This window comes from Amphritea sp. HPY, from assembly GCF_050870985.1.
Lineage (GTDB): Bacteria > Pseudomonadota > Gammaproteobacteria > Pseudomonadales > Balneatricaceae > Amphritea.
On sequence record NZ_CP194015.1, the window covers coordinates 1,528,651 to 1,546,405 of the forward strand.

General features: G+C 48.6%; 21 protein-coding genes and 3 tRNA genes. 20 read left to right on the forward strand and 4 right to left on the reverse strand.

Translation table 11 applies throughout. The annotated features are described in order from the left end of the window. The first annotated feature begins 855 nt into the window (after window positions 1–855). The 12 genes from ACQUQM_RS06885 to ACQUQM_RS06940 all read left to right on the forward strand — a co-directional run bounded on the left by ACQUQM_RS06885 (window position 856) and on the right by ACQUQM_RS06940 (window position 5,886). Window positions 856–1,566, forward strand: coding sequence for a GP88 family protein (locus ACQUQM_RS06885; protein ID WP_432473746.1), 711 nt, complete (start codon window positions 856–858; stop codon window positions 1,564–1,566). A 98-nt stretch (window positions 1,567–1,664) separates the two neighbouring features. Then, entirely contained in the window at window positions 1,665–1,823 is a 159-nt protein-coding gene (locus ACQUQM_RS06890) for a hypothetical protein (RefSeq protein WP_432473747.1), read from the forward strand. Beyond that, entirely contained in the window at window positions 1,820–2,002 is a 183-nt protein-coding gene (locus ACQUQM_RS06895; RefSeq protein ID WP_432473748.1) for a hypothetical protein, read from the forward strand. The genes ACQUQM_RS06890 and ACQUQM_RS06895 overlap by 4 nt, the downstream gene beginning before the upstream one ends. Further along, a complete protein-coding gene (locus ACQUQM_RS06900; RefSeq protein WP_432473749.1) occupies window positions 1,999–2,178 on the forward strand; it encodes a hypothetical protein in 180 nt (59 codons plus the stop codon). The genes ACQUQM_RS06895 and ACQUQM_RS06900 overlap by 4 nt, the downstream gene beginning before the upstream one ends. Then, the gene (locus tag ACQUQM_RS06905; protein ID WP_432473750.1) at window positions 2,175–2,462 is read left to right on the forward strand and encodes a hypothetical protein; all 288 of its coding nucleotides are present in this window, start codon (window positions 2,175–2,177) and stop codon (window positions 2,460–2,462) included. The genes ACQUQM_RS06900 and ACQUQM_RS06905 overlap by 4 nt, the downstream gene beginning before the upstream one ends. Before the next feature lie 69 nt (window positions 2,463–2,531). After that, window positions 2,532–2,858, forward strand: a complete 327-nt coding sequence (locus tag ACQUQM_RS06910) for a hypothetical protein (RefSeq protein WP_432473751.1) — start codon at window positions 2,532–2,534, stop codon at window positions 2,856–2,858. After that, window positions 2,859–3,017: a hypothetical protein gene (locus ACQUQM_RS06915; protein ID WP_432473752.1), complete on the forward strand. Its 159-nt coding sequence runs from the start codon at window positions 2,859–2,861 to the stop codon at window positions 3,015–3,017. It abuts the gene before it with no gap. A gap of 920 nt (window positions 3,018–3,937) precedes the next feature. Then, window positions 3,938–4,273, forward strand: a complete 336-nt coding sequence (locus ACQUQM_RS06920) for a hypothetical protein (protein WP_432473753.1) — start codon at window positions 3,938–3,940, stop codon at window positions 4,271–4,273. 48 nt (window positions 4,274–4,321) lie between these two features. Next, window positions 4,322–5,380 (forward strand): tyrosine-type recombinase/integrase, encoded by a 1,059-nt coding sequence (locus tag ACQUQM_RS06925; protein WP_432473754.1) that lies wholly within the window; start codon window positions 4,322–4,324, stop codon window positions 5,378–5,380. Between the two features lie 214 nt (window positions 5,381–5,594). Then, window positions 5,595–5,670, forward strand: a tRNA-Gly gene (locus ACQUQM_RS06930). Window positions 5,671–5,723: 53 nt separating this feature from the next. Then, a tRNA-Cys gene (locus tag ACQUQM_RS06935) sits at window positions 5,724–5,797 on the forward strand. A 13-nt stretch (window positions 5,798–5,810) separates the two neighbouring features. Further along, window positions 5,811–5,886: transfer RNA gene (locus ACQUQM_RS06940), tRNA-Gly, on the forward strand. 126 nt (window positions 5,887–6,012) lie between these two features. On the opposite strand, the gene gap is transcribed toward ACQUQM_RS06940, so the two are convergent. Then, window positions 6,013–7,020, reverse strand: a complete 1,008-nt coding sequence (gene gap / locus ACQUQM_RS06945; protein WP_432473755.1) for a type I glyceraldehyde-3-phosphate dehydrogenase — start codon at window positions 7,018–7,020, stop codon at window positions 6,013–6,015. A gap of 220 nt (window positions 7,021–7,240) precedes the next feature. On the opposite strand from gap, the gene ACQUQM_RS06950 reads away from it, so the two are divergent. From ACQUQM_RS06950 to ACQUQM_RS06980, 7 genes are all read left to right on the forward strand, one after another. Beyond that, window positions 7,241–8,179 (forward strand): DNA-binding protein, encoded by a 939-nt coding sequence (locus ACQUQM_RS06950; RefSeq protein ID WP_432473756.1) that lies wholly within the window; start codon window positions 7,241–7,243, stop codon window positions 8,177–8,179. 19 nt (window positions 8,180–8,198) lie between these two features. Continuing rightward, window positions 8,199–8,645: a response regulator gene (locus tag ACQUQM_RS06955; RefSeq protein WP_432473757.1), complete on the forward strand. Its 447-nt coding sequence runs from the start codon at window positions 8,199–8,201 to the stop codon at window positions 8,643–8,645. Window positions 8,646–8,771: 126 nt separating this feature from the next. Continuing rightward, a complete protein-coding gene (locus ACQUQM_RS06960) occupies window positions 8,772–9,440 on the forward strand; it encodes a response regulator (protein WP_432473758.1) in 669 nt (222 codons plus the stop codon). A 59-nt stretch (window positions 9,441–9,499) separates the two neighbouring features. Next, a complete protein-coding gene (locus tag ACQUQM_RS06965) occupies window positions 9,500–9,781 on the forward strand; it encodes a hypothetical protein (RefSeq protein WP_432473759.1) in 282 nt (93 codons plus the stop codon). 1,827 nt (window positions 9,782–11,608) lie between these two features. Continuing rightward, window positions 11,609–11,770 carry a hypothetical protein gene (locus ACQUQM_RS06970; protein ID WP_432473760.1) on the forward strand — a complete coding sequence of 54 codons (162 nt, stop codon included), beginning with the start codon at window positions 11,609–11,611 and terminating at the stop codon, window positions 11,768–11,770. A gap of 265 nt (window positions 11,771–12,035) precedes the next feature. Next, window positions 12,036–12,764 carry an SDR family NAD(P)-dependent oxidoreductase gene (locus ACQUQM_RS06975; RefSeq protein ID WP_432473761.1) on the forward strand — a complete coding sequence of 243 codons (729 nt, stop codon included), beginning with the start codon at window positions 12,036–12,038 and terminating at the stop codon, window positions 12,762–12,764. Next, window positions 12,761–13,648, forward strand: coding sequence for an amidohydrolase family protein (locus tag ACQUQM_RS06980; RefSeq protein WP_432473762.1), 888 nt, complete (start codon window positions 12,761–12,763; stop codon window positions 13,646–13,648). The genes ACQUQM_RS06975 and ACQUQM_RS06980 overlap by 4 nt, the downstream gene beginning before the upstream one ends. A 72-nt stretch (window positions 13,649–13,720) precedes the next feature. Here the strand turns inward: ACQUQM_RS06980 and ACQUQM_RS06985 are convergent, their stop codons facing one another. The 3 genes from ACQUQM_RS06985 to ACQUQM_RS06995 all read right to left on the reverse strand — a co-directional run bounded on the left by ACQUQM_RS06985 (window position 13,721) and on the right by ACQUQM_RS06995 (window position 16,987). Then, complete coding sequence (locus ACQUQM_RS06985; protein WP_432473763.1) at window positions 13,721–14,896, reverse strand: mandelate racemase/muconate lactonizing enzyme family protein; 1,176 nt, start codon at window positions 14,894–14,896, stop codon at window positions 13,721–13,723. Window positions 14,897–14,914: 18 nt separating this feature from the next. Beyond that, window positions 14,915–15,682, reverse strand: a complete 768-nt coding sequence (locus ACQUQM_RS06990) for a class II aldolase/adducin family protein (protein WP_432473764.1) — start codon at window positions 15,680–15,682, stop codon at window positions 14,915–14,917. Window positions 15,683–16,060: 378 nt separating this feature from the next. Further along, window positions 16,061–16,987, reverse strand: coding sequence for a histone deacetylase family protein (locus tag ACQUQM_RS06995; protein ID WP_432473765.1), 927 nt, complete (start codon window positions 16,985–16,987; stop codon window positions 16,061–16,063). Window positions 16,988–17,091: 104 nt separating this feature from the next. On the opposite strand from ACQUQM_RS06995, the gene ACQUQM_RS07000 reads away from it, so the two are divergent. Beyond that, window positions 17,092–17,433, forward strand: a complete 342-nt coding sequence (locus tag ACQUQM_RS07000; protein ID WP_432473766.1) for a histidine triad nucleotide-binding protein — start codon at window positions 17,092–17,094, stop codon at window positions 17,431–17,433. Window positions 17,434–17,755 lie beyond the last annotated feature (322 nt).

Consider the following 17,755-nt stretch of genomic DNA (forward strand, 5'->3'; position numbering starts at 1 on the left):
TCTCCTTGGTGGCCTTATGAATCAATGAGTTAGCTGCTGGTTGTCACAGTGGGCTGTCTTAAGGGCTGGCTATTGGTGGCTGTTGGTTGGCTGTTGGTTAACTTCAGGCTGTCTACTTGTGTCCGTTGTCCTGTTGTTTTCAACCTCAAGCTAACACTTGGCTAACACTTGGCCTACCTGTTGTTTTCTTACTGTCTACTTATAGCCAACACACTGTAACTAATGACCGCTACTCTTGGTCAGCCTGTTGGTTGTCTGTTGGTTAGACTGTTGGTCTTAACTGTTGGTTGTGCTCTGTCTATATAGTACTGCTGACCACTACCAAGGCATGCAAGGCCTATCATTAAATTATTTTTATTGGCTGTAACCTACGCAGCACTAGGGCTGGAGCTATTCCTGTCTATTTATTTACAAATTATTTTCATTCCCACGCTTGCAAATGATCCCACAGATGTATTTAATAGAAAGCGTCAACAGGGCAACGGCTTAACACAGGCTCTACAGACAACCAGACGGTTTCCATCTTCCAGCTAGGCTGCGGTGGTAAGAAGTGACTATATCAAGGCGCTCAGTTGGACTGCTTAGCAGGCTGGGGGTACAGGCTGGGTAGTCACTTCGACAACGCTCTTTACATAGTGAGCATCGGCGCTAACCCGGTGCAAACTCAAGGCCTTTCCTAGAGAGGCCTTCGGTTTTTATTTCCTACTCATTCCCACAGATGGTAACGACAATGACTTTAGATAAGTTCTGCGACATAGCGTCAACGGTATGCGACACGCTGGCATTCATCGGCATAGCTGCTCCATTGGCTGGCCTGTTCTTCATCGCACTTTCAACCACTTTTGGAGCATAACAATGACTTACTCAAACGGCACAACAAACCGCTACAACACTCTGAAGGCAGCACAGACAGCTGGCAAGGTTATGAAAGGCAACAGCAAGATACACGGCAGCACATTCTCTGTTGATCCAACAGCCTGCAAGGTAGGCCAGAAGCTTGTAAACGTGGAAGGCAGCACCTGTTCAGGATGCTACGCAATCAAGCTTGGCAAGCTGTACAAGTCAGCGCAAACAAGCTGGGAGAACAACCTGTCTCTCTGGATTGAGGCGCTACAGACTGATCCTCTGGCATGGATCGAAAGCATGGCAAAACAGATCAACCACATCGCCATAGCCAAGCACAAGAAACAAGAGCAAGGCGCTGGTTTTCATCGCTGGTTTGCTGCTGGCGATCTGCCAAACATGGATGCACTCCGGGCAATTGTCGAGGTAGCCAAGCGCACACCTCATATCAGCCACTGGTTACCAACTCGTGAAAAAGGACTGGTAGCCAAGTACCTAGCAACCAACCTTGAAGGGTTCCCGGCAAACCTGACAGTTCGACTATCTGCAGCGATGGTAGACGGAGCGCCAGCCCTGAAGGGAGCGAACACAAGCACAGTGCATACGAAGGGAGCCGAGCACCACGGCATGGCATGCCCAGCGTATGAGAATGGCGGCAGCTGCGGCGATTGCACAGCCTGCTGGAATAGCAATGTAGCGAACATTAGTTACCAAAAGCACTGATCATTGCCACAAACGGGAATGAGGTTTATCAAAAGGCATTCAAGCGAGTGTCTTTGAGTAAACCAACAGCAGCCGAATGGCGCACAGGAGATAGACAGATGGTCAACGAATTGTACTACCAGCAGCTGATTAAAGACCTCAAAGAATCAGGCCAGACCGCAACAGCTGAAGACATGCAGGACTTGCTCGATGCATACCGCAAGACACAGCAGCGCCTCGCTCAAAACATCATGAATTCACTGGAGATGCAGCCATGAGCCACGGAATCGTAACCATCAAGAAAGATGCAGATCAAGAGTACCGGGTGCCAGCGCCAGACGGTGGCGAACTGGGTGCTTATTACACGGACTGCAAAGAGGACGCTGTAGACACCTGCCACATCATGTGGGGTGACGCTGTGATCGTTAAGTTCAGAACTGTGAGGGCGCACTCATGAGAATGCCAGCAATCAAGCACTGGGACTTAATTAACCCGGTGCTGAACATCTTGGAGCACCACGGATTTGACCTAGCACTGCAGCACTACAGAGGCATCGCAGGCCGGTTGTACAGCTACGAGGCTGACTGGGTGTGGCGCAATTTCGATGAGTACAACAGGGAGCACAGCTCATGACCAACGCAGAGAACGCAGTAATCAAGCTGAAGGCATCAAACAAGCGATGGCAGCAGGCGTATGACCGGGAATGTGAGGTCGATTCTGACTATCGGAACTATGACGATCAAGGCCGCATGAAAGGCAACGCAAGGCTCTGGCTTGAAGCTGCAGCGGCTCGGATGGACGTACAGCAGCGGGTATTCAACGCAGTCCTGAAGGAGAACGTCAACGATCCTGAGTTCATCGAGCTGGCAGGGCGCGAGGGGCTGCTGGATGGCCTCGATTTAGAAGATTACCAGTGAGGTTTATCAGGTGATTCGCATCGAGTCACCGAGTAAACCAACTGCAGCCAAATGGCACAGGAGAACACCATGAGCAACACATTCACAGCACTATGCATCCACGAGCATTTCTACGAGAACCAAGAGTCGATGTTCGCTGCATCGATGGAGGATTACCGGGAGACAAACGGCTCCCTTGAGTGGCGCGAGGTCATCGAACAGCTGGCCCAGTGCATGGACGATGCATGGGATCAGGTAGGCGAAGACGTACGCGACAGCCTGTCCTGCTGCTGGGACTTCGACATTGTACCGGCGCTGCTTGATAAGCGGTTCGGCGGCGGCGCTGCTCTGACCTCATACACCATTGAGGACTTCAAGAAGACGCTACGTGAACTGGCAGCAGCGGAGGGAAGCTGAATGATCTGGCGCACCATCGCTGAGTTCAAGTTCTACCTACGGCACAGGCCTGACGTACCAATAGCCACACTGGCTGACTGGGCGCTGGACACTGCGCCTCTTTATTACCGACACAACCGGATCGCCTTCCTGATCCACGTTAAGAGGAACTACTCATGAAAGCACTGATCATCTTTACCTGCTTCGCTGCCTGCTCAGTAGACATAGCGGAACTGATCGTCGGCGGTCTGCTTTGACAGATCGTAAAGCCATCATCGAGAGGGCGCTGGCGCAGGTGCCAGTGTCCACGAAAAACGACACCCTGGTCAAACGTGTGAGCCAGCCTCCACGTTACCGGAAGGGACAGTACGAACTCTTAAAGAGGGCAGGATTATGCGTTTATTAAGCATGAGGATTTACCACATTGACGGACGTACCGTTATCAGGAAGCCGAATGGTCGATTCATCTACTGCTGAGTGCTCAGCTTGATGCTCCAAGTCATTGGTTACTTGGGGCATTGAAGTGAGCTATTCACTGCATAGGCATTTCGTATCCAATTTAGGAAAAAGTCCTATTTTTTCTGATGCAGGGCATGGATACTATGCCGACCAATTCAACTCAACTACAGGAGAGAGCAGGGAACGCCACCAAACGTATGACACTAAGCCAGCTTGAAGTACTGATAAACGCCGCCGAGCGCCAATTCAGGGAAGCTAAAAGAGAACGAATAGAGCACCACTGTCCAAAAGGAAAGCACTACCAGACTCACAGCCGCACGGCGTGGCTACACGATAAGGATATACTGCAGCAGAGGTTGGACGCTGCGGCAGAAGAACTGTACAAATTAGAATTACAATATGAGAGCCTACTCAATTAGGCGTACTGTTTAAGGAACTATAGAAATTGATCGACCACACAACACTAGTACAAGAGGTCGTTTCCAGACAGATGGGAGCAGAGTACAGCGAGTTTATCGATCCAGATGAGTACCACTGGTACGCAATAAGTGACATTTCGTCTACCATCATGCCCACAAATGCGGTTATACTCACGTATGAAGACTGCCACTGGGTAGGAATAAAGCAGGAAGCTAACGCAAATGAAGACACAAACGATCAACAATTTGACAGCAATGCTGACTGAGCTTCGCGCTCTTGATCCAGAGATGAACGTGGGTATGATCCTCACGCTTCTTGAGGTAGCTCGTGGTAACGGCGTAACTGGCCGCGACATTGAGTCACTACTGGACACCAACTCGACTACTGCAGCGCGTATGCTGCGCTTGTTCGACAGGGTGAGAGCGAACGGCAAGCCCGGTCTTGATTTGGTAGAAGCACGTATCGATCCTACAGAGTATCGGTCAAAGCTACGCTACCTGAATAAAGAGGGCGAGGAGTTCATGAACATGCTTGATGAGAGGTTGAAAGGACGCTGAGTTATCGCTCAGCAATCGTTTGTCATGCCCATAAATGAGGATATACCCATGCTCATAAATAGTACCGACATAAAGAAGACAACCAAGGGTTACCGGGTCGATAAAAAGATCGCTGGACACCCACGGTTACGCAAGACCTTTGGCTCCTACGAGGAAGCCGAGAACGTCCTGACTAAGTACCTGAAGGGCGAGGGCGAGACTGTTGCAGCCATCGCTGCTCTGGTCACTTGGCGTACCCTGTTCGACCTCACTGTTAAGAAGCAGTGGCGGCATGGTAAGTCAACGAAACAGCAGGACAACGCCGAGAGAGCTATCAAGAACTACCTCGGGTGGGACACTGATGTGCGGGAGTTTGACCAGCAGGGCGCAGAGGTGCTCAGTGATAAGCTGGAAGAAGACATTCCAACCCTGACGACTGTGAGCCGCTACTTGTCAGCTGTACGCTGCATGCTCAAGCAGGGACAGGAAGCAGGCCTGATCACTTGGAAGGTGCCGAAGCTGGCGCATTACACCCAGACCAATGAGCGTATCAACTTCTTTGAGTATGAAGATGAGGAGCGCATCGTAAACATCATGACACAGGCTGACCGGGCTGATATGGCTGACCTATTCAAGGTGCTTATCGAGACAGGCCTGCGTACCAGCGAGGGTCAATACCTCAAGTGGCGCGATGTGGACATGGAGTACGGGCTTATCCGTATCTGGGGTGCCAACAGCAAGACAGGCATCAGCCGCCGGGTGCCTATCACTGAGCGTTGCCGGGAAGTACTACTATCGCTTCCTCGTGATGATGAGCGGGTCTTTCCTCTGGCTACAGAGAGTCGGCTCCGCACCACTTGGAAGGCTGTACGTGCTGGCATGGGGAACTTCGATAAGGACTTCATCTGGTACACCACACGCCACACTTGTGCCTCTCGATTGATGAGAGCAGGGGTGGATATTCAGACAATTCAAACCTGGCTCGGCCATGCTCGGATCGAGACAACTATGAGGTACATTCAATTTAGCACCGGATCACTGGTCAATGCATCGGATGCTCTGGACAATGCACGAGGTACAAAACGTGAGCCATTCAAACCTGTACTTAAGGTTGTCACAAGCGGTTGACACGGCTGACATAGGGCTGGCATAATGTGCCCATCTTGTTGAGGAGGTGTCACCAAATACCTTACATATCAATGAGTTACGGAGGGATAGGCTCTTTTCATGAGACTTAAAATCTCCCGCTAGCAATAGCGTGCCGGTTCAAGTCCGGCTCCGGGCACCATTTATAGCCTGGCTTTGGCAAGCTGAAAAAAGGTTATAATATACGGTAAATAAAGCGGAATTAGCTCAGTTGGTAGAGCGGAACCTTGCCAAGGTTCAGGTCGTCGGTTCGAGCCCGATATTCCGCTCCAATCTTGTATTGGAAAAGAGGCCAGCATCGCTGGTTTTTTTACGCCTGAAATATGGCGGGATGGCAGAGTGGTCATGCAGCGGACTGCAACTCCGTGTACGCCGGTTCGATTCCGACTCCCGCCTCCATACACATGATTTTGCGGAATTAGCTCAGTTGGTAGAGCGGAACCTTGCCAAGGTTCAGGTCGTCGGTTCGAGCCCGATATTCCGCTCCAATATTTTTCTGTTTATTCTCTGTTCTGACTAGCGATATCTTATTTGAGTTATTACTTGTGAGTATCAACAGATATAAAAAAACCGGCTTTTGCCGGTTTTTTTGTGTCTACAAAAAAGATTGAATGCTACAGCGCTCGGGTCAGTGCGATCGTTGTATCCAGCATGCGATTAGAAAAACCCCATTCGTTATCGTACCAGGCAAATACCTTTACCATGCCGTCCATTACCCGGGTCTGCGTGCTATCAAAAATTGATGATGCGGCGTGGTGATTGAAATCGACTGAGACCAGCGGTAGCTCATTGTATTCAAGAATGCCTTTTAAACTGTTCTCGGAAGCGTTCCGCATTAACGCATTAATTTCTTCCACCGAAGTCTGGCGTTCGGGCGTAAAGCACAGGTCGACCAGGGAGACGTTGGCGGTCGGCACCCTAACTGCAAGACCGGTCAATTTACCCTTAAGCTCTGGCAGCACAAGACCTACAGCTTCAGCTGCGCCGGTTTTGGTTGGGATCATTGACAAGGTTGCCGCCCTGGCGCGATAGATGTCATTGCTATAGGCGTCCGACAGATGTTGATCATTGGTATAGGCGTGAATCGTTGTCATGATCCCTTCTTTAATACCAATATTGTCATTCAGGGTTTTCACTACTGGCGCCAGGCAGTTGGTGGTGCAGGATGCGTTGGAAATAATCCGCTGATCTGCATTCAGAATATGATGATTAACCCCGTAAACGACTGTTGCGTCCGCGTCTTTTGCCGGCGCCGATACCAGCACGCGCTTCGCTCCCTGATCCAGGTGAATATTTGCCGCTTCGCGGGTAGTGAAATGACCAGTGCACTCATAGACCATGTCTATATCAAGAGAGCTCCAGGGTAGGGCGTGAGGGTCTTTTTCGCTGAGAATCAATATCTCATCGCCATCAACCCGCATCGTATTGCCGATCGCTTCGACCTTGTAGTTAAAATGACCGTGAACGCTATCAAACTCCGTCAGGTGAGCATTAACCCGGCTGTCACCAAGATCATTGATGGCGACAATTTTAATCTCATCGGTTCTGCGGGATTCATAGAGAGCGCGCAGAATATTCCTGCCGATTCTCCCATAACCGTTTATCGCAACTCTGACAGTCATATTTGTCTCCTTAATATCGGACAGCTACTCACTGAGAATAAAATTACCCGACAACAAAAGAAAGGACTGCGATAAATAAACCGCAGTCGACATCACCATTTTGAGTTGAAGTCGAACATGGAAGAGGAGAAGGGGTGCAATCACGACTCTTATCTAATAATATCAATGTTTAATATTTAATATTTAATATTTAATATGTATTTTGTATTTTTAATATCTTATGTCGATAAAGCAAAGCAGCTCTCAGATTAAGAAAAGTACTTATCAAAAAGTATTTGAAGTCGCCGACCGGCTGTTATCAGAAGGTCAGCGCCCGACCCAGCAAAACATTCGTAACCAGCTTGGTAGTGGCAGCCTGACCACTATCAATAAAGCGCTGAACGACTGGTGGCAAAGCCTGGGTGAGCGATTATGTAGTCAGCATCAGAGGCCGGAGATACCGGAGCCGGTATTTGATAGCGCCAATGCGCTATGGCAGCAGGCATTGGCCTATGCAGAGCATCAATTCAGCGGACAGCGAATGGCGCTTGAGCAGCAGCATCAAGAGCTGAAAAAGCAGCTGGAAGGGCGTGCGAATAGTAGTAAAGGTGATCTGCAGCGGCTACAGGATCTTTCTGATCGCCTGCTTGGCGAAAACGAGCGCTTGCTGTTGCGGTGTACTGAGCTACAGCAGAAGCTGAGTCAGCAAGAGGAGCGGGAAATCCGTCTGCAAGCTGAGAATAGAGATCTCAGTCGCGAGCTGAAAGAGATGAATCTGATTCTCGAAAAGCTTGGTCCTGCACAAAATAGTGACCTGAATCAGGCGCTACAGACAGCAAATCACAAAATTAGCTATATAGAAGGTGAATATTCCCGCCTAGACAAGCATAATCATATACTTAGCGAAGAGAATGGTAGCTTGAGGCAGCAGCTGTTTGAGGTCGAGCGAAGCGCAATAAAGGATAAACACAATCTTGAGCTGGTTATTAGCCAGCAGGATCTGCGCTATCAAGACCTTGAGCAGCAGCTTAAACTTGCCACATCGGGAAAGCTTAAGTGGAACGGAGAAGGCTTCGAAGAAAGTTCTGAAGCAGACGCTTTAGAGGTTCGTTTGGCAGCCAAAGAACAGGAAGTTGATCGCCTGCTCGACCTTCTTAAAAGCTTTAACAAAGACACATAACGCATTGTAACTAAAGACTATGGATACTTATCTAGATAAAGGCGCACCATACGAAGAGATTCTGGAAGGGATCAAAGGGTGTGATAAGGATGGTGCAATCTGCTGTACCGACGAGGCGGTCTTTAGTCTTGCAAAGATTGTGTTGATTAAAGAAAAGTTGGTTGGTGTGACGCTGCAGTTGGTTGATGAACAGGGCTATGCTATTCGCCAGGTTACCAGCAAGAGGCCTGAAGATGATCAACCTAGTGATAGCGCTTTAAGTACTCGGCAGACTACGGTTATCCGGGCGCTTGAAAAGGTGCTGTTGCATTGCAAAAAAGAGGGTATACAGCTTATTGGGTATAGTGATGAGCTGGTTGCAATGCCGGCCGTGGTACAAACTCTTGATGTTTCGCCAGCCGTTGCGCTGGATGTAGAAACCTACGGTGTGTACCGGGGCGCAGACAGTCTGATTGATGACAGCTAGCCTTTAATTGCTTATTAGAAGGCCCAGGAGGGTTGCATTCTCGTACATTAGTCGGGTTTGCGTGGCACTGCTGCTGAAATGCGATTATCATCGAGGCGGTATTTTCAGGGAAGTAGAGCAGAATATATGACCGATACTATAAAAGTTTTGCTGGTTGATGATCACCCGGTTGTTCGGGCGGGTTTTCAGCGATTGCTCGATAACGATAAGCGAATCGACATTATTGCCGAAGCTAGTAGTGGCCAGGAGGCTGTCGATAAATACTTTTCCACCCAGCCGGATGTCGTCATTATGGATCTTTCTATGCCGGCGGATGACGCTGGTGATGAAGGCCTGCAATCTTATGGCGGCCTGGAGGCTATCCGTAAGATTCTTGCCAAAGACGCTGATGCGCGGGTGTTAGTGTTGACCGTCATGGAAAGCGAGCCATTTCCTGCTCACGTAGTGCAAGCCGGAGCTTGTGGCTACCTGACCAAGCGCTGCGCACCGGATGAGTTGCTTAAAGCGGTCTATGAGGTCTCTCAGGGGCGTAAGTATTTTGCCGACAGCATAAAAGAGATGATATCACCTGGCGATGGGGAAGAGCGCTCACCCTTCAGCAAGCTGACGAAGCGTGAGTTTCAGATATTTTCCTGTCTGGCTCAGGGTCAGCCGGTGGCGCAAATTGCTGAAAAGATGTTTCTCAGTCCAAAAACTGTCCACGCTCATCGAGCCAATATCCTGCGCAAAATGAGTATTGGTAACAACTCAGAGCTTGTGCATCTCGCCATACGTCATAATATTGTTCAGGCGTAATCTCTCTGCCTGAGAGGCTGCGCTAAACTGTATATGAGCGCATAGCGACGGAACTGAATATGAATACACAACAAGATCAATCGGAGCTTATACTCGAAGCCGATTTTCTGTGGCGTGAAATCCTTGTTGGCGATGAAATTTTCCTCGATTCTGATTTCTATCAGAATGACTCCAGGCTTCTCTGTAAAGGCGTGCCGTACCAGGTGCTTGCCAAAATGGAGGATGTCTGTGGTGCGCAGACGCTGGTCGTGCAATCTTATCAAACCCGCGAATTAGTCTCTGTTTCTCCATTTCTTGTGTGCAGTTATGAGGCCGCACCAGAGCCTGTTTTAATCTCCTGAAATAACTCCTGATTAAATACTATTGCATTTATAGTGGTGCATCTTAGCCTCGGGCGAGGGTGCTAATACATCATTTCCCCAGGATGTATCTGCTCATATTCAAACAAGCTGTTTCATTTTCTTGTGCATTCATTCGCCTGTAAAGCGGTCATAAAAATCATCATTTTGCGACTTGGTAATATCGTTTCAAGCGTCGCGACTTTGCATATCAAGTTTGAATTTTCAGGCAGCCAAATCAATTCTGGTGCGCCTGATTTATTGTTCGATGAAGAAGATCGATCGTTCGCATCTTCAATGCAGCCAGCATTAATCTTACAAACTCCCAGTTACCCCGGCTCCGATTCAGCTAGTAAAGGTCTGTGGCGAAGAGGTGCATTATGTTCAGCATCTATATGCTCGATTTACACCAGAGCAGGCTTAAATCCCTAAGTGTAAGAACTTATTTCATCTAAGTTGGTAGGCAATCACTGTCTCTATCAAGCCCGTTATAACTAAACTTACAACTTCGCATAATCTATATTATGTTAAATAGGATAATTATTAATGGTGTAAAGGTGCCTATTTGTGTGGGTTCCAGTTGTGTGAATTGTCAGTTGAACTTGAACTAGTTCAAAAATGATGAGAAAACAGAATTCGTCATCATAGCTAGGCTGTAGTCGTTTTTGTAAAAACTGCCCTTACTTGGAATTCTCAACTTAAGTGAACTTTGTGATGGTTAAGCGTCGTAGTGCGGAGAGTGTCGAAGATTTTTGTTTTGTGGGTAATCAGTCGCTCTGTGAAATCTGACGCTGTTAGCTACAGTTTCCTTTCTGCTGTTCTAATATGAAGTTCACAGAGTCAAAAACTTCAAACGCTGGCGCACATGCGAGATTGATTTCATTGGCCAGTATGCTGTTCAGGTTTCACTGTTATGGTTCTTAACTAACGATCTTCTTAAGCATGCTGATATGTTGTCTTCAGCATTGTGCGGACAGCAATGAAGATTTGAGATTTGTAAGTAATCTATAGATTGATACAGTCTGGTTACTGCTGGTTCATCCCTTACTAGAGATGAGCTTGCCAGGCAGCTATTGAGAAACATCTGAAAGCCTTATGGATGAATGTAATTTCATCATACTGTGTAATGGTTATTCTGATATGCATGGACGATTCATTTAGTTGTCTTCATTTAGCTATGTCATGTTTTGTATCGTGCGGAGAGCTTCGGTGATCTTAAATTCGTGGGCAAAGTATCGCTCTACGAAATGTAACTGAGAATGTGCTTCGGTGGTTCCTGGCAATAGTTACGCATAGCATTGGTGTTCAGTTGGCTTCTGTACGCCTGTGTCATACAAAATGTTCTGGAAGAATATCTGATGGTAGATGGTCTGAAATCTGCGTCTGGCCGATCTGACTGTCCGCCATGATGAATTTTGCTAGAGAATCTAGCATCAGGTTGAAACGAGTTTTCGCTGCTTAGGAAGGCATGAGAGCTGTTATTGAGCAGATGCCGATAAATAGCATTATCGGCATTTGTTATGCTGGTCATGGAATGTTGATCATACTGGTAGCTGCTCAGCCAGCTGATTTTACCGTGTGATTAAAGCCTCATGGTGGTAGCCGTACAGTGCGATCACAGAGACTTACAGCTGCTTCTAAGCAATAAATTTTACTGCGTGACTAACCGCTTAAATAGCTTACTCTGAACCGAAGTGCCTTCTGATCGTGCTGACAGATAGATTGCCAATCGTTTTAAATGATGGCTTTCAGGGAGTCTTGAGCCCCCACTGTTATGCGAAGTAATTTATTACAAATCAAGGCTAAAGATCTGATTTATAATTATTACTTATGTTTGCTGATGAACATATCAAACGCTACCCGAGCAAGCCCTTGTGCCATCTGCGGATTGCGGAGCATCTGCATCATCTGATTCTGGTGTGCATTGGAGCTATCCATTACCGCATCATCAACAGCCTGCAGAAAATCACCCAGGCCTGTTCAGATGAGTAATTTCTGATCTTGTGCATCACCCTGTTATTCCCCCCCTACTTGCTGGTTACTGCTGGAATGACGATAAAGAAAGCTGCCACTACAACAATTAACATTTCCAATTTGAACGCACCTGTATTTTGAGGTTCAATTTAAAAGACTGCCTCAGTTACGGTGAGGTTTGTTTGCCGACTTACTTCTTAAGCCCCCTGTTATCACAAGAGACTGTCGGCCTCTGACATACCAGGCGTTTGTTATTCCATTGGCTTAGGCTATGTTTTTATTTATGAATAAAATTGCGATAGTTACTGGTGGCTCTTCCGGCATCGGCCTTGCCATTACGAAAAGACTGCTAGGTGAGCATTATCGGGTCTTTAATCTTGATATTTCACCTTCCGATATTGGCGATTACATCTATTGTGATGTCAGCAAGGTGTTTGAGGTTGAACGGGCGATAAATTCAGTTATTGAGGTTGCCGGGCGCATTGATGTCTTAGTCTCAAACGCTGGTGTTCATCTTTCGGCAAATATCGAACAGACCAGTGAAGCTGAATTAGATATGATTTTTTCACTCAATGTTAAAGGCGCTTACGCTGCAATAAAAAGCAGCCTCAGCCAAATGAAAAAACAGGCCGCTGGTGTGATTATTCTAATATCGTCGGATCAGGCGCTGGTCGGTAAACCTAATTCATTTGCCTATAATCTCTCAAAAGCGGCGCTCGCCTCGATAGCAAAAACCACAGCGCTGGACTATGCCGCCTATAACATACGGGTCAACGCGGTGTGTCCCGGTACCATAGACACACCGCTTTATCATCGGGCAATCAATAACTATTGTGATAAGAGCGGTGCCGATAAAACGACAGTTCATAAGGAAGAAGCGGCATTACAACCGCTGGGGCGAATTGGTCAGCCGGAAGAAGTTGCCAATCTGGTCGCTTTCCTTGTCAGTGAGCAGGCACAATTTATTACCGGCAGCTTGCAACTGATAGACGGTGGTTATACCGCACGATGAATAACAGGATCATCGACCCGCATATTCATTTATTCAACTTACAGCAGGGCCAATATCACTGGCTTAAAGATCAAGCTCCTCCATATTGGGCGGACAAGGCAAAGCTACAGCGAAACTTTTCTATGAGTGATCTGAATCCCGGTAACCAGTTACAGCTGGCCGGGGTTACTCATATCGAGGCGGGGTTTAATAACCGGGAGCCTGTGCTGGAGCTCGACTTTCTGGCCCGGGAAATTGCTCGGGAAACAAGAGGGATGCCCTATTGCGCCATTGCTTTTGCCGATATCAGCTCAGCAACGTCACAATTTAATCACAGCCTCGAACAACTGCAGGCAGCGGCCAGGTTTAGTGGAATACGGCATATTACCGAGGGCGCCGACACGCAGTTGTTATTTGCCGGGCCTGTAGCTGATAATTTGGCCCGATTAGCCAGCCAGGGGCTAATATTTGAAGCGCAATTTGAACTAAGTAACCTAAAAGCCAGCAGGCAACTCGCCAGCTATGCCAGGTCCCTGCCCAATTTAACTATCGTTATTAATCATGCCGGACTGGTTAGTGAGCAAGACTTTACGCAATGGCAAAGTGCGCTTGAACTGCTCGCGCCCTATCCCAATATTTATCTGAAATGTTCAGGCTGGGAGATGAATGACCGCCAATATAAGAAGAGTTGGCTCGACAAGGTCATCGCTACAGCAGTGCAATATTTTGGCCCTGGCCGGGTAATGCTTGCCAGTAATTTTCCACTGTGTCTGCTGAGTTGCTCTTATGCCGATTTATGGCAAAACTATCGTCAACTGGAACTCGACAGCAACCTCTGGTCGGCGCTTAGCTTTGACAATGCCAATAAAATATATCGCTTTGCAATAAGCCCGAATATTTCATAAAGGCGCTGAAAATAGTGCTGTAGACCTGACGGGGACTGGGAACGCTTCCTTTCACGAAAGATCCGGGCAAAGTTATTTTATTTCTACTCTGGCTGAGCGCATCACCACTTCATCATTTAGCTCGATGCCAATTCCCGGTCGCTCGGAAACCTCAAAAAAGCCATTAACCGGTTGTGGATCTTCGATACAGAGCTCACGATTCCATGTTTTTATCGCATAGGTGTGATGTTCATGAATTAAAAAATTAGGTATCGCGGTTTCCAGATGCAATGACGCTGCAGTTGCCACCGGACCACCGCAAACATGAGCCTGAATGCGAACATCGAAAATGTCTGCATAATCACAGACCTTTTTGGTTTCGGTAAAACCGCCACAAAGCCCGATATCCGGCTGTAAAACATCGACACTCTGATCTTCCAGATAAGGTCGCACCCCCCAGCGGTTATATAGCCGCTCGCCCCCGGCTATTGGTACCCTAACCTTCCCGGCCACCTTGGCATGAAGCGAATGATTTAAATAATTAACCGGCTCTTCGAAATACATACAATCGAATTCCTCGGCGATTTCGCCAAGCTGAATTGCTGTCGTCGCCCCCGGTAAGCTGTGGCACTCAAATATGATATCAACTTCATCGCCCACCGCATCACGGATCGCCGCCATCCGGGCCCGATAGAGTTTCATTTCACTGCGGGAAATGATTTTGGTTCGGTCATAGTACGTATTGCCATTCTTATCGTACATAATCGGGTCAACCTTGACCGCGTCATAGCCTTGATCAATCGCTTTTAATGCCGCTTTGGCATAATCTTCAGGCTCACTCAGAGCCTTAAATTCACTGTCCCAGTCAAATTGTAATTGTGAGGCATAAGTGCGTAATTTGTCGTTAACCTTACCACCTAAAAGTTGATAGACAGGCAAGCCTAATGCCTTGCCCTTGATATCCCACAGGGCGGTATCAATGGCGCTCATGGCCGCATAAACCACCGGGCCGCCGCCTAGCCCCCAGAAACTTTCCCGTAACATTCGAGACCATAACAACTCGGTTTGAAACGGATCATGGCCGACTAAAAACGCATCGGCCATTTCTTTAAGCATGCTGGCCGCGGCGCTATGGCCCAGATCATAAGCAAGCCCCGCCTCACCGACACCACTAATTCCCTGATCGGTATGGATGCGAACAAAAACCGGGGTCCAGGCTGGTCGCTCAGGGCAGTGAATATCAAAAATTTCGATACGATTAACTTTCATAGCAACTCCCAATTAGCCTTATTCGATAAAAGAAGGATCGAGCTTATAGGCCTTGCGCAGCATCGCGGGCCAGGATATCTGACCACCGCTGCTGCCACTATGAACCACTTGGGCGTGATTACTAATTTGATCAATGATCGACTGTGGCACCTCAATTGCGCTCTGCCCGGTCGCCTGAATCAATAACTGGATCTGACAAGCCCGCTGCAAGTCATACATTCGCATAAAGGCATCACCAACACAGGCTCCGATCGTTAAGCCCCCGTGATTAACCAGCAGCATATGATTGGTGTTGCCCAGATCGTCTTGCAGCCGCTTCTTTTCATCGGCATTAACAGCCAGCCCTTCATAGCCGTGATAAGACAATGATGATAACGAAAACATTGAATACTGGCTCAGTGGCAATAGCCCCTGTTTTAATGTTGCAACGGCAATAGTCTCATCGGTATGAAGGTGGATAACACAGTGGGCATCATTTCTGACCTCATGAATTGCACTGTGAATGGTAAACCCGGCAGGGTTTATTTCGAATGGCGTGTCATCCAGGATGTTGCCCTGTAAGTCGACTTTAACCAGGTTAGATGCGGTGATTTCATCAAAGCCAAGACCAAAGGCATTGACCAGATAATCATCGGCGCCCGGCAATCGAGCTGATATATGAGTGTAAATCAGATCGCCCCACCCCATATGCTCGACTAAGCGATAACAAGCCGCTAAATCAACCCGCAGTTGCCATTCGTCTTTGGAAACCTTGTCCTTAAGCTGTAGTTTAGGTAATTCAAACATCAGTTCACCCCAAATTAAATTGAGTCCCGGCTAATAGATATTAGCCAATGGAAATCTAAAAAGTAGCGGTATAGTGTTGCTGAATTCATCAGGGCTTAAGCGCATGAACAATTAGCAGCCGAAAACCCGGGAGATCAGACAGAAATGCAACGGGTACAGGAAACAAGAAACAAGCCCGGATCAGATAAAGATTACCGCCCTGATAAAATCTGCCACAGCTTTGTGGCCCTGGAGGCCAGCGATACTTATAGGAATTGGAGTGCGCAGACATAGTGGGTCAGGAGATAGCTTCACCATCAAAAAAAACGGTTATACGTACCCGTCTGAATTCTGAAACAGCTCAAGGCGAAGCAACTTAATTAGGCTTTCCCCAGGCGATTATTGAGCGCTAAGAAGCCCTTCCAGATGGGCATTGACGCTACGGGACAGCGCCGGCAAGTTATAGCCCCCCTCCAATGTCGACACAACCCGTTGACCGGCTGTGCGCTGCGCGGCATCGACGATCAGGTCGGTGACCCAGCGGTAGTCGCTCTCTTCCAGCAGAAGCTGTCCCAGCGGGTCATCTTTGTGGGCGTCGAAACCGGCGGAGACAAATATCATCTGAGGTTGGTGCTGCCTTAATGCCGGTAGCCAGTCCCGCTCGACGGCCTGTCGGAAGGCGGCACCGGTGGTGCCCGCCGGCAAGGGTGTGTTGACTATATTGGGGCGCTGAATGTCGTAGTACCGGTAGGGGTAGAATGGATGTTGAAAACTGGAGCAGACCAGTATCTCAGGGCGATTCTGGAAAATATCTACTGTGCCGTTGCCATGGTGGACATCGAAGTCCAGTACGGCAACGCGTTCAACTTCGCCGTGGGATAACGCCTGTTCCACACCCAGCGCCACGTTGTTGTAAATGCAGAATCCCATGGCGATTGCCTGTTCCGCATGGTGACCCGGTGGCCGTACGGCACAAAAGGCATTGGTCGCCTCGCCCCTGAGTACAACCTCCGTCGCCAGGGTGACGGCACCGGCAGCCAGGTGAGCCGCATGCAATGAGCTGCAGTTGAGTGCCGTATCGGGGTCGGCATAAGCTAACCCCTGTACCGGCTGTAGGCTATCAAGCCAGTCAATGTGATCTCGCGGATGTACGGTTTCCAACTGTTGCGCCGTAATGGGTGCTGCGGTCAGTTTCCAGAGCCGATCACCGAGCCCGGTAGCGGTCAATCCCTTATTGATGGCTACCAGACGCTCCGGGCATTCCGGATGGCAGGGCCCCATTTTGTGCAGCAGACAATCATCGTGGGTGATATAGGCTGTGGTCATGGTTAGCCCTCCGATATCAGCGCCTAAACTATAGACCATAAGCCAACATTCCCACCCTGAAGCGAAAAACCTATCGAGTGAGAAACCTATCAAGTGAGAAACCTATGGACTGCCTATTCTGCAAGATCATTACCGGCGACATCCCATCGGATAGCGTGCACGAAGACGAAAAACTGGTCGCTTTCCGCGATATCAACCCTCAAGCGCCTACTCATGTGCTGATCATTCCACGGCAGCATATTGCCACACTGAACGACCTGAATGAGGATCACGGCCAATTGATCTCTCACATGGCGCTGACTGCGACGAAACTGGCGAAAGAGATGGGGATTGCCGATAATGGCTACCGTCTGGTATGGAACTGCAACAGTCAGGGAGGGCAGGATGTGTTTCATATCCACCTCCACCTGCTCGGAGGCCGAGCTATGCACTGGCCCCCCGGTTAATTAGGGACTAAACACCCTCTTCTGCCAGAGAAACGATCGCACCGTACAGCCCTGCTGTCATCCGGGTAATCGCATCGTATCGTTGTGGCTGTTTTGTCATTGAAAATCCGAGCGCCTCTCAGTCAGCCGCAGTTAACGTGTCAGTGCCTCAGGCTGCTGAAGAGGGTTAATTCCCAGCAGTCCTTGTCACAGTCGTAGCGAAGGATATATGTACAGTTATCGTTACCGCGCACCTTAAAATAACGATGGGTCTGGGCCAGCCAGCGGTCCATTATCTCCAGGACAGCCACCTCTCGATCGCCCACGAAAAACCGTAACGGCT

Excerpts from the sequence above, each read along its gene's own strand:
- ACQUQM_RS06920 (WP_432473753.1), top strand. The coding sequence starts at position 3,938 with ATGAAGACACAAACGATCAACAATTTGACAGCAATGCTGACTGAGCTT.
- ACQUQM_RS06890 (WP_432473747.1), top strand. The coding sequence starts at position 1,665 with ATGGTCAACGAATTGTACTACCAGCAGCTGATTAAAGACCTCAAAGAA.
- ACQUQM_RS06975 (WP_432473761.1), top strand. The coding sequence starts at position 12,036 with ATGAATAAAATTGCGATAGTTACTGGTGGCTCTTCCGGCATCGGCCTT.
- ACQUQM_RS06990 (WP_432473764.1), bottom strand. The coding sequence starts at position 15,682 with ATGTTTGAATTACCTAAACTACAGCTTAAGGACAAGGTTTCCAAAGAC.
- ACQUQM_RS06885 (WP_432473746.1), top strand. The coding sequence starts at position 856 with ATGACTTACTCAAACGGCACAACAAACCGCTACAACACTCTGAAGGCA.
- ACQUQM_RS06905 (WP_432473750.1), top strand. The coding sequence starts at position 2,175 with ATGACCAACGCAGAGAACGCAGTAATCAAGCTGAAGGCATCAAACAAG.
- ACQUQM_RS07000 (WP_432473766.1), top strand. The coding sequence starts at position 17,092 with ATGGACTGCCTATTCTGCAAGATCATTACCGGCGACATCCCATCGGAT.
- ACQUQM_RS06960 (WP_432473758.1), top strand. The coding sequence starts at position 8,772 with ATGACCGATACTATAAAAGTTTTGCTGGTTGATGATCACCCGGTTGTT.
- ACQUQM_RS06985 (WP_432473763.1), bottom strand. The coding sequence starts at position 14,896 with ATGAAAGTTAATCGTATCGAAATTTTTGATATTCACTGCCCTGAGCGA.
- ACQUQM_RS06965 (WP_432473759.1), top strand. The coding sequence starts at position 9,500 with ATGAATACACAACAAGATCAATCGGAGCTTATACTCGAAGCCGATTTT.
- ACQUQM_RS06970 (WP_432473760.1), top strand. The coding sequence starts at position 11,609 with ATGTTTGCTGATGAACATATCAAACGCTACCCGAGCAAGCCCTTGTGC.
- ACQUQM_RS06895 (WP_432473748.1), top strand. The coding sequence starts at position 1,820 with ATGAGCCACGGAATCGTAACCATCAAGAAAGATGCAGATCAAGAGTAC.
- ACQUQM_RS06980 (WP_432473762.1), top strand. The coding sequence starts at position 12,761 with ATGAATAACAGGATCATCGACCCGCATATTCATTTATTCAACTTACAG.
- ACQUQM_RS06900 (WP_432473749.1), top strand. The coding sequence starts at position 1,999 with ATGAGAATGCCAGCAATCAAGCACTGGGACTTAATTAACCCGGTGCTG.
- gap (WP_432473755.1), bottom strand. The coding sequence starts at position 7,020 with ATGACTGTCAGAGTTGCGATAAACGGTTATGGGAGAATCGGCAGGAAT.
- ACQUQM_RS06955 (WP_432473757.1), top strand. The coding sequence starts at position 8,199 with ATGGATACTTATCTAGATAAAGGCGCACCATACGAAGAGATTCTGGAA.
- ACQUQM_RS06950 (WP_432473756.1), top strand. The coding sequence starts at position 7,241 with ATGTCGATAAAGCAAAGCAGCTCTCAGATTAAGAAAAGTACTTATCAA.
- ACQUQM_RS06915 (WP_432473752.1), top strand. The coding sequence starts at position 2,859 with ATGATCTGGCGCACCATCGCTGAGTTCAAGTTCTACCTACGGCACAGG.
- ACQUQM_RS06910 (WP_432473751.1), top strand. The coding sequence starts at position 2,532 with ATGAGCAACACATTCACAGCACTATGCATCCACGAGCATTTCTACGAG.
- ACQUQM_RS06925 (WP_432473754.1), top strand. The coding sequence starts at position 4,322 with ATGCTCATAAATAGTACCGACATAAAGAAGACAACCAAGGGTTACCGG.
- ACQUQM_RS06995 (WP_432473765.1), bottom strand. The coding sequence starts at position 16,987 with ATGACCACAGCCTATATCACCCACGATGATTGTCTGCTGCACAAAATG.